Source organism: Enterococcus cecorum (assembly GCF_052119425.1).
Taxonomy (GTDB): Bacteria; Bacillota; Bacilli; order Lactobacillales; family Enterococcaceae; genus Enterococcus_E; species Enterococcus_E cecorum_C.
Window position 1 is genome coordinate 1 of the sequence record NZ_JBQKFH010000081.1, and the last position, 2,025, is coordinate 2,025.

The 2,025-nt window shown below is 35.0% G+C and carries 2 protein-coding genes; both read left to right on the top strand.

The window, feature by feature from the left end; all coding sequences use genetic code 11:
- Positions 1–109: 109 nt before the first annotated feature.
- Positions 110–421 (top strand): ATP-binding cassette domain-containing protein, encoded by a 312-nt coding sequence (locus ACTQZM_RS11815; RefSeq protein ID WP_441653880.1) that lies wholly within the window; start codon positions 110–112, stop codon positions 419–421.
- Positions 418–1,878, top strand: a complete 1,461-nt coding sequence (locus tag ACTQZM_RS11820) for an ATP-binding cassette domain-containing protein (protein ID WP_441653881.1) — start codon at positions 418–420, stop codon at positions 1,876–1,878. Before ACTQZM_RS11815 ends, ACTQZM_RS11820 begins: the two co-directional genes overlap by 4 nt.
- The last annotated feature ends 147 nt before the right edge of the window (positions 1,879–2,025 follow it).

Below are 2,025 nucleotides of genomic sequence, written 5' to 3' on the forward strand. Positions count from 1 at the left end.
GCTAAGTATGCATTAACAACTTTCTTTTTTAGTTCATAACTGTATTTAGCCATAAAAATACCGACCTCCAATTGTTAGATTTTATGGTCTAACTTTTGGGGGTCGGTACATGGCCTACCTTCCTTCAGATTTGGACGAAAATAGTTCCTTATCTCCAGAAACAATGAGTGGTGGAGAAAAACAAATGATTGCGCTATTACGTGCGTTACATGCCAATAAAGGTTTGTTGCTTTTGGATGAACCTTTTGCGGCACTAAGTAAAGAAATGTCTGAAAAATATACGGAATTATTATTACAACAAAAAGACCTGACTATCTTAATGATTACGCATGATAAGCGAGTGAATTATTTAGAACAGTTTCAACAAATATGGCAAGTAGAGCGTCAGAATATCAAAATAATTGTAGACGAGAAAAATTGAATGAAAATGAGAAAATTCAGAAAATTCTATTGACAAGAATCCATCAACAACGTCAACTGCATCTATTATGGCAAGCCCTTGTTATTGGGGTGATTGGCAATTTACTGATATTAATCGGACTTACTGGGAAACGTTACTACTTTGCCAAATTGATAGCTGAATTTTCCTACCATTTAAAACAAAAGATCACCCAACATTTTTTGTATGGTCAACAAATAGAGGATGAAGCATTTTTGGCGGATATCGAAAAAGATGTTCCACAATTAGAAGAAACCTATGTCGAACCACTAGTGATTGTTATGGCTTCTCTAGGATTTACCAGTATCTCCATTATCTATGCACTAGTTACCAATTTTTATCTAGGTTTAGTTTTTGTTTTCTTCTATGCAATTCCGGCAATTTTTGCTCGGTTTGGTGGAAAACAACTTGATGATTTATCACAAGCGAAGATGCAGGCGAACCAACGCTATCTCCAATCGTTAACGGATGTGCTAAAAGGTATTCGAGTCATTCGGAATTATGGCGTACAAACTTTTTTTGAAACGAGATTGACGGCTAAATTATCAACAAGTACCGAAGAAAATTTAAAGTTTGAAAAGAAACGCTCACTAAACAGTTTTGTTATCAATGGGTTGGACACTTTTTGTTCATTAATCCCTATTATTATTGGTGGGGTGATGTGTTATTATCAACAACTCTCCCCAGCACAATTTGTAGCCATCTATCTTGTCAGTTATAATATTGGCTATCAGTTTCAAGAATTAGCTTATTTTTTAAATACGCTACAGGGAAGTAAGGGACTGCGTGAAAAGTATGCGCCCATTCTAGAAGAAGTTAGTCCAAGTGAAAAGAAGACCGTGGATACATTATTTCCAATTACTTTTGAAGATGTTTCTTTTTCCTATGAACAAAAGCCAATCTTAAAGCATTTTTCTTGTGAGATTCGTCAAGGAGAAAAAGTAGTGATTATTGGTGAAAGTGGTGTAGGAAAAACGACTTTGCTAGATTTGCTGTTTGGGGATTTAAAGCCGACTTCAGGTAAAATTCTTTTTGCAGGTCAAGAACTATCACCAGCACAAAGAAAACAACTCATCGGCTATGTATTACAAGATAATTATTGTTTTAGTGAACTAACGATGGCTGAAAATATTGCTTTGTCTACTGATTATAAAGTGGAAAGTGTGCATCAACTTTTACAAAAAGTACAATTAAATAAAGAACTTGATCAACTGCCAATACTATCTGGCGGAGAGCGACAAAGAATGGAAATTGCGCGTATGTTGTATCATGAAAAAAATCTGATTTTAGCTGATGAAGTGAAGGCTAATTTAGATGCGCAGACGATGGCAAAAATTGATGAATTACTTTTTGCACTTCCACAAACAATCGTTGAAGTTCGGCATCATTATTCTAAGACAGATTTGGAACGTTATGATCAAGTCATTCAATTAAGTTAACAATAAATAAATATCCCAGCTAGATTCATGTAAGTCTGATATGTACCCTCTTTACTGGACAAACAGTAAGGAGGGTATTTTTATGCGCTACAGCTATGAGTACAAAAGAAAATGTGTGGAAATGTATCGTAAAGGTATTTTACCTGA